Origin of the sequence: Microbacterium sp. (genome assembly GCF_046295495.1) — a bacterium.
Classification (GTDB): domain Bacteria; phylum Actinomycetota; class Actinomycetes; order Actinomycetales; family Microbacteriaceae; genus Microbacterium.
Genome location: NZ_JBKBNC010000071.1, coordinates 1 through 7,639, shown reverse-complemented (window position 1 = coordinate 7,639; position 7,639 = coordinate 1). Strand labels below are relative to the sequence as shown.

Here is a 7,639-nt window from a genome sequence, read left to right as displayed (position 1 = left end):
GACCGACGGCTCGGGGGCGACGCACGGCCCGGGCGCAGCGCCGGGCCGGCAGCGCGACCGGGCGCGGCGCCGGGCCGGCGGCGAGACCGGGTCAGGCGCGCAGGAAGGCGGCGTTCAGCGACTCGGGCGCGAGGGCGTGCTCGACGGCGAGCATGCTGGCGCCGATCACGGCGGCGTTCTCCGCCGCCACCGACTGGACGATCGAGAGATACTCGGTCGCCAGCGGGGTCGAGCGGGTGTAGACCACCTCGCGCACGCCGGCGATCAGGTGCTCGCCCACGCGGGCCATCGACCCGCCGATGGCGATGACCGACGGGTTCATCAGGCTCACGCAGGTGGTGAGCACCTCGCCGATGTCGCGGCCGGCCTGACGCACGGCCTGGATCGCATCGATGTTGCCGCGCTTGACCAGGTCGACGACGTCGGAGCCCGTGTGGGCGTCGATCCCCTGCGCGCGCAGGGCACGGGCGATCGCCGGACCGGATGCCAGGGCCTCCAGGCAGCCGCGGTTGCCGCACTGGCAAGGGATGTCGGCGCCGCGAGCGACCTGCACGTGGCCGATGTCACCGGCGATGCCCTGCGCACCGCGCTGCAGGCGGCCGTCGGAGATGATGCCGGTGCCGATTCCGGTGGCGACCTTCACGAACATGAAGTGGTCGACCGCGGGCCAGGCGACGCTGCGCTCACCGAGCGCCATGATGTTGACGTCGTTGTCGACCAGCACCGGGACGGGCATGTGCTCGTAGATCCAGCCGGGGATGTCGAAGCGGTCCCAGCCCGGCATGATCGGCGGGTTCACCGGCTGCCCGGTGGAGTGCTCGACGGGGCCGGGGACGCCGATGCCCATGGCGGCGACGTCGGAGGAGGATCGACCCGACTCCGCCAGGAGGGCTCCGGCGGTCTCGACCAGCCACGTGAGCACCGGTTCGGGGCCGCGGGCGATGTCGATGTCGCCGGTCTTCTCGCTCAGGACCTTGCCGGTGAGGTCGGCGATCGCCACGGTCGCGTGGGAGGCGCCCAGATCCACGGCGACGACGACCTTGGCCGCCGGGTTGATCGCGAACTGCGACGGCGGTCGCCCACCGGTGGACACCGCGTCAGCGACGGGGGTGATGAGACCCATGCGCATGAGCTCGTCGACGCGGACGGCGACCGTCGATCGGGCCAGGCCCGTCGACTTGGCCAGCTCCGCGCGCGTACGCGGTACGCCGTCTCGCAGCAGCTGGAACAACTGGCTCACGCCGCTGACCGACTGCACGGAATCTGTCGTCATCCTCTTCACGCCCTCAGTACACCATTAGTTCACGTGCGTTCGATCCACATACCGACGGCGGCTACGCGGAACACGCAGCCGCCGTCGGCACAAGGTCGTCAGCCCCGTCCCGGGGGGCGGGAGAAGCGCTGCTGCAACAGCACCGCGACCACGATGATGACACCTTTTGCCACCGCCTGGACGGAAGACGAGAGATTGTTCTGGATGAACACGTTGGTCAACGTCGCAAAGATGAGGACGCCGAACACCGTGCCGGTGATGGTGCCTCGGCCTCCGACGAGGAGCGTTCCTCCCACCACGACCGCCGCGATGACGTCGAGCTCGAGCAGCTGGCCGTTGGTGGAGCTGCCGGCCGTGGTGCGGCCGAGGAACATGACGCCGGCGATGCCCGAGGCGAGCCCGGCCAGGACGTAAAGCCACATGACGTGGCGCTTGACGTTGATGCCCGCCAGGCGCGCCGCCTCCCGGTTTCCGCCGATGGCCACCGTGCGGCGTCCGAAGGTGGTGCGGTTGAGCAGCACCCAGCCGAGCACGGCGACGATCGCGAAGATCCAGATCAGCATGTTCACGCCGAGGATGTCGGCGTTCATGAAGGTGATGAAGCTGCGGTCCTCGACCACGAGCGTGCGACGCTCGGCGAGGATCTCGGCGAGACCGCGCGCACCGACGAGCATCGCGAGGGTCGCCATGAAGGCGACGACGTTGCCGTACGCGATCACGATGCCGTTGATGAGACCCGCGGCCGCCCCGACCGCCAGGGCGAACAGGACGAACACGATCCAGTGCATCTCTCCGGCGAGGTCCTGCACGACGGCGAGGGTTCCGACCACGGATGCCAGTCCGACGACGGATCCGACCGAGAGGTCGATGCCGCCGGCGATGATGACGAGCGTCATGGCGATGGCCACGACACCCGTGATCGACGCCTGCCGGAGGATGACGAAGATGTTGTCGACGGTGAGGAAGGTGCCGGGGGCGGTGATGGCTCCGACGATGAGCATCACCACCAGGGCGACGACCAGGCCGACGTTTCGGCCGGCCGAGCCGGAGAAGAACGCCCGTACGGGCGACGACGAGGACGGGGAGACCGGCGTCTGGCCGGCCTCGAGGGGAGCCGTGCGCGCACGGGTCGGGGTGGTCGGCTCGCTCACGCGGCGGATCCTTTCATGACGAGGTCGAGCACACCGTGCTCGTCGATCTGGTGGGAGGGGAGCGTGCGGAGGATGCGTCCGTCGGCCACGACGAGCACGACGTCGGCGAGGCCCAGCACTTCTTCGATCTCGCTGGAGACCACGACGACCGCGTTGCCGGCGGCGGCGAGGTCGCGGATGAGCGCGTAGATCTCGGCGCGGGCGCCGACGTCGACGCCGCGGGTGGGTTCGTCCAGCAGCAGCACGTCCGTACCGTGGATCAGCCAGCGGGCCAGGAGGATCTTCTGCTGGTTGCCGCCGGAGAGGGTGCGCGCCGCGCGGTCGGGGTCGGCCGGCCGCAGTTCGAGGGCCTCGATCTGCTCTTCGGCGACACGGCGCGCGGCTCGATCGTCGAGGAAGCCGCCCTTGGCGAAGCGCGACATCGAGGCGAGGGTGGCGTTGACGTAGATGGGCTCGTCGAGCACCAGCCCCTGGCTCTTGCGCTCCTCGGGGGACAGCCCCACGCCGGCCCGCACGGCGGCGAAGACCGATCCGCGAGGGAGCGTGCGGCCCCGCACGCTCACGGCGCCGCCGCTGGAACGGCGAGCGCCGTAGACGGTCTCGAGGATCTCGGAGCGGCCCGAGCCCACGAGCCCCGCGAGACCCACCACTTCACCCGCGCGCACCGAGAAGGACACGTCGGAGAAGACGCCCGAGAGCGAGAGGTCCCGCACGTCGAGGACGACGGGGGCGTCGGCGGCGACGGGCACGCGCTCGGGGAAGACGTTGCTGATCTCGCGACCGGTCATCAGCCGGATGAGCTCGGAGGTGGGGGTGTCGGAAGCGGGCAGGCCGACCGCGGTGGTGCGCCCGTCCTTGAGCACCGTGATGCGATCGCCGATCTCGCGGATCTCTTCGAGGCGGTGCGTGATGTAGACCACCGCGATCCCCGCCGCGGTGAGCTCGCGCACGACGGCGAAGAGGTTCTTGACCTCCTCGCTGTCGAGCACGGCGGAGGGCTCGTCCATGATGATGAGCTTGATGTCGTGCGAGAGGGCGCGCGCCATGCTGACGATCTGCTTGTTCGCCGCACTCAGCGAACCGACCTCGGTGTGGGGCGACAGGCCCGCGTGACCGAGGCGGCGCAGCAGCTCCGTGGTCTGACGCGCGGCCGCGGATCGCTTGGTGAAGCCGCCGCGGGCGAGCTCGTGTCCGAGGAAGATGTTCTCGGCGATCGTCAGACCGTCGACGACGTCCAGCTCCTGGTACATCGTGGCGATCCCCAGATCGATCGCCGCCTGCGGGTCGGCGACGTCGACGGTCTCGCCCTGCCACCTGAGTTCACCCCCGTCGGGGCGGTGCACGCCGGCGAGCGTCTTGATGAGGGTGGACTTGCCGGCGCCGTTCTGGCCGAGCACGCAGTGCACCTCACCGGCACGCACCTCGAGATCGACGCCGCGCAGGGCGTGGACGCCGGCGAAGGACTTCGTCACTCCGCGGACATCGAGTAATGACGATGCATGGTCAACTTTGATCACGAGGCGAACATAACACGCCGCCTCGCTGGCGCGCGACCCGTTCGAATGCGATCGCAATCGCCATCGGGATCGAAAGGCGGGGCGGCGTCGACGCAGAGGACCCGCCGACCCGAGCCGCTTCGCGCACTTCTAGCGGTTTGATAACAAAAGTTGCCTACCAAACCGTCACTTCTGCTAGCGTGAGCCGCGTCAACGTAGACCCTTCCTTCGGGATGACCCGGGGCTGCGATGACCCCAGCTGCATCACATTCAAGGAGGAAGTACATGCGCTCACAGATGAAGACGCGCTCCCGTCTGGTTCTCACCGGAGTCGCGGTCCTCGCGTCGGTCGGTCTGCTGGCGGGCTGCACCGGATCGAGCAACGATGCCGAGAACATCGTCGATCAGGGCACCAGCGCCGAGGAGAACGCGTCCACCGGCGACACCGTCACCATCGGCTTCTCCGGCCCCGCGGCCGACCACGGCTGGCTCGGTGCGATCAACTCCGGCGCGCTCGCCGCCGCCGAGAGCTTCCCCGACGTCGACCTGCAGGTCGCCGAGGGCACGAACGACGTCAACGCGCAGATCGCGGCCGTCGAGACCTTCATCAACAACGACGTGGATGCCATCGTGCTGCTGCCCAGCGACGGCGCCGCCCTCACCGAGGTCGCGATCAAGGCGATGAACGCGGGCATCCCCGTCATCAACGTCGACCGCGAGTTCTCGAGCCCGTTCGCCGCCCGTTCGACCGTGCTCGGCGACAACTACGGCATGGGCGTCAGCGCCGGCACGTACATCTGCGAGCAGCTCGAGGGCAACAGCGACGCGGTCGTCGCCGAGATCGCCGGCATCGACTCGCTGCCGCTGACGCAGGACCGCTCGGCGGGCTTCGCCGACGCCCTGTCGGACTGCGGCCTCGAGGTCGGCCCGCGCGTCGCCGCGGACTTCACCGTCCAGGGCGGCGAGTCGGCCACCTCGCAGCTGCTGTCGGCCAACCCGAAGATCGACGCCATCTGGAACCACGACGACGACCAGGGCATCGGCGTGCTCGCCGCCGTCACGGCCTCGGGTCGCGACGAGTTCTTCATGGTCGGCGGCGCCGGCAGCCGCAACGCGATGGAGGCCATCGAGGCCGGCGACACCCCGCTGCAGGCGACGGTGATCTACCCCTCGACGCAGGCCGCCGACGGCATCGCGCTGGCCCGACTGATCGCTCAGGGCAAGACCGCCGGCGATCTGATCACCCCCAGCGTGCCCAACCGCATCGTGCTCGACGCACCGGTCGTGACGAAGGACAACGTGGCGTCCTTCATCGACCTCGCCTTCGAGTCCTGATCGGTCCGGGGCGTCCGCGGTCACCGCGGGCGCCCCGTTCCCCCCTTCCCCACAGAAAGACCTTCATCGTGACCCAGCACCTCCGCATCGCCATGATCGGCGCGGGATTCATGGGCGCCGCGCACTCCCAGGGATGGCGCGTCGCTCCCCGCTTCTTCGATCTCCCCCTCGCCCCCGAGATGAGCGTCCTCGTCGGACGCGACGCCGCCCGCACGCGGGCCGCGGCCGAGACCTGGGGGTGGGCCGAGGATTCGACCGATTGGCGCGAGGTGCTCGAACGCGACGACATCGACGTCGTCGACATCGTCACCCCCGGCGACTCGCACGCCGAGATCGCCCTCGCCGCCCTCGCCGCCGGCAAGCACGTCCTGTGCGAGAAGCCCCTCGCCAACACGGTCGACGAGGCGCGCCGCATGGCCGACGCCGCGGCGTCCGCCGCCGAACGCGGCATCCGCTCGATGGTGGGCTTCACCTACCGGCGTCTCCCGGCCACCACCTTCGCCCGCGACCTGATCGCCGCCGGCCGCCTGGGCGAGATCCGCCAGGTGCGCGCCGAATACCTGCAGGACTGGCTGAGCGACGCGGAAGCCCCCCTCACCTGGCGCCTGCAGAAGGACCGCGCCGGTTCGGGCGCCCTGGGCGACATCGGTGCCCACGCCGTCGACATCGCCGAGTTCATGACCGGACTCCGTGTGACGCGCGTGGCCGGGCTGCTGGAGACCCTCGTCGCCGAACGCCCCGTGCTGGCATCCGCTTCGGGCCTGTCGGGATCGGCGGGCACCGAACGCGGTGCGGTGACCGTCGACGACCTCGCCCTGTTCACCGGTCGCCTCGACAACGGTGCGCTCGCCTCGTTCGAGGCCTCGCGCTTCCGCCTGGGCCGCAAGAACGCGCTCCGCGTCGAGATCTCCGGCTCCCTCGGCGCGTTGACCTTCGACCTCGAGAGCCCCAACGAGCTGCAGTTCTACGACGCCACCCTTCCCGCCACCGAGCAGGGCTTCCGTCGCATCCTGGTGACCGAACCCGACCACCCGTACGTGGGCGCCTGGTGGCCGACCGGCCACATGCTCGGCTACGAGCACGGCTTCTCGCACCAGGCCAAGGACTTCGTCGAGGCCCTGGCCGCCGGCACGGACCCCCGCCCCTCGTTCGCCGACGGCCTGCACGTGCAGGAGGTTCTGGACGCGGTCGCCCGCAGTTCCGACGCGGACGGGGCCTGGACCGGTGTCGACGGCGATCTCACCGCCTCCTCCCCCGCGGGCCGCGCTTTCGCGGCATCCTGAATCGACGAAAGGACGACGCGATGACGCGACCCATCACGCTGTTCACCGGCCAGTGGGCCGATCTCCCCTTCGAGGAAGTGGCGCGCCTCGCCGGCGAGTGGGGCTACGACGGCCTCGAGATCGCCTGCTGGGGCGACCACCTCGACCCCTGGCGCTGGGACGACGAGGCGTACGTGCAGTCCAAGCTCGACGTGCTCGAGCGCAACGGACTGAAGGTGTGGACGATCTCCAACCACCTGAAGGGCCAGGTGGTCTGCGACGACCCCATCGATCAGCGCCACCGCGACATCGTCTCCGACCGCGTGTGGGGCGACGGCGACCCGGAGGGCGTGCGTCAGCGCGCCGCCGAGGAGCTGAAGAACACCGCGCGCCTGGCATCCCGTCTGGGGGTGAAGACCGTGACGGGCTTCACCGGGTCGAGCATCTGGAAGTACGTCGCGATGTTCCCGCCCGCCACCGAGGAGATGGTGGATGCCGGCTACCGCGACTTCGCCGAGAGGTGGAACCCCATCCTCGACGTGTTCGACGAGGTCGGTGTGCGCTTCGCCCACGAGGTGCACCCCTCGGAGATCGCCTACGACTACTGGACGACGAAGCGCGCCCTCGAGGCCATCGGCCACCGCGAGGCGTTCGGACTCAACTGGGACCCCTCGCACATGGTGTGGCAGGACATCGACCCGGTCGCGTTCCTGTGGGACTTCCAGGACCGGATCTACCACGTGCACTGCAAGGACACGAAGAAGCGCCTGACCAACGGGCGCAACGGCCGCCTGTCGTCGCACCTGCCGTGGGCCGATCCGCGTCGCGGCTGGGACTTCATCTCCACCGGTCACGGCGACGTGCCCTGGGAGGACGCGTTCCGCATGCTGAACGCGATCGACTACCGCGGACCGCTGTCGGTGGAGTGGGAGGACGCCGGCATGGACCGCCTGGTCGGGGCGCCCGAGGCGCTCGGGTTCGTGCGGAGGATGTCGTCGTACGAGCCCTCCGGGGCGGCGTTCGACGCGGCGTTCAGTCAGCGCTGATCGGGGGCGATCGGCCGGAGCGATGAGAAGGGCCGGGTGCGCGAGCACCCCGCCCATCCCCCTGCCGTGCGGGTCA

Annotated in this window: 6 protein-coding genes; 3 read left to right on the top strand and 3 right to left on the bottom strand. The window is 69.9% G+C overall.

Features of this window, described 5'->3' with window-relative positions:
- Positions 1-91: 91 nt before the first annotated feature.
- From ACK4LS_RS14395 to ACK4LS_RS14385, 3 genes are all read right to left on the bottom strand, one after another.
- Positions 92-1,273 carry an ROK family protein gene (locus tag ACK4LS_RS14395; RefSeq protein WP_409718690.1) on the bottom strand — a complete coding sequence of 394 codons (1,182 nt, stop codon included), beginning with the start codon at positions 1,271-1,273 and terminating at the stop codon, positions 92-94.
- 98 nt (positions 1,274-1,371) lie between these two features.
- Complete coding sequence (locus tag ACK4LS_RS14390) at positions 1,372-2,424, bottom strand: ABC transporter permease (RefSeq protein WP_409718688.1); 1,053 nt, start codon at positions 2,422-2,424, stop codon at positions 1,372-1,374.
- Positions 2,421-3,896 carry a sugar ABC transporter ATP-binding protein gene (locus ACK4LS_RS14385; protein WP_409718685.1) on the bottom strand — a complete coding sequence of 492 codons (1,476 nt, stop codon included), beginning with the start codon at positions 3,894-3,896 and terminating at the stop codon, positions 2,421-2,423. The genes ACK4LS_RS14390 and ACK4LS_RS14385 overlap by 4 nt, the downstream gene beginning before the upstream one ends.
- 309 nt (positions 3,897-4,205) lie before the next feature.
- Here ACK4LS_RS14385 and ACK4LS_RS14380 point away from each other — a divergent pair, with 309 nt between their 5' ends.
- The 3 genes from ACK4LS_RS14380 to ACK4LS_RS14370 all read left to right on the top strand — a co-directional run bounded on the left by ACK4LS_RS14380 (position 4,206) and on the right by ACK4LS_RS14370 (position 7,563).
- Positions 4,206-5,255 (top strand): substrate-binding domain-containing protein, encoded by a 1,050-nt coding sequence (locus ACK4LS_RS14380; protein WP_409718683.1) that lies wholly within the window; start codon positions 4,206-4,208, stop codon positions 5,253-5,255.
- A 92-nt stretch (positions 5,256-5,347) separates the two neighbouring features.
- Positions 5,348-6,538 (top strand): Gfo/Idh/MocA family protein, encoded by a 1,191-nt coding sequence (locus tag ACK4LS_RS14375; protein ID WP_409718692.1) that lies wholly within the window; start codon positions 5,348-5,350, stop codon positions 6,536-6,538.
- A 20-nt stretch (positions 6,539-6,558) separates the two neighbouring features.
- The gene (locus ACK4LS_RS14370) at positions 6,559-7,563 is read left to right on the top strand and encodes a sugar phosphate isomerase/epimerase family protein (RefSeq protein ID WP_409718680.1); all 1,005 of its coding nucleotides are present in this window, start codon (positions 6,559-6,561) and stop codon (positions 7,561-7,563) included.
- Positions 7,564-7,639: the final 76 nt, after the last annotated feature.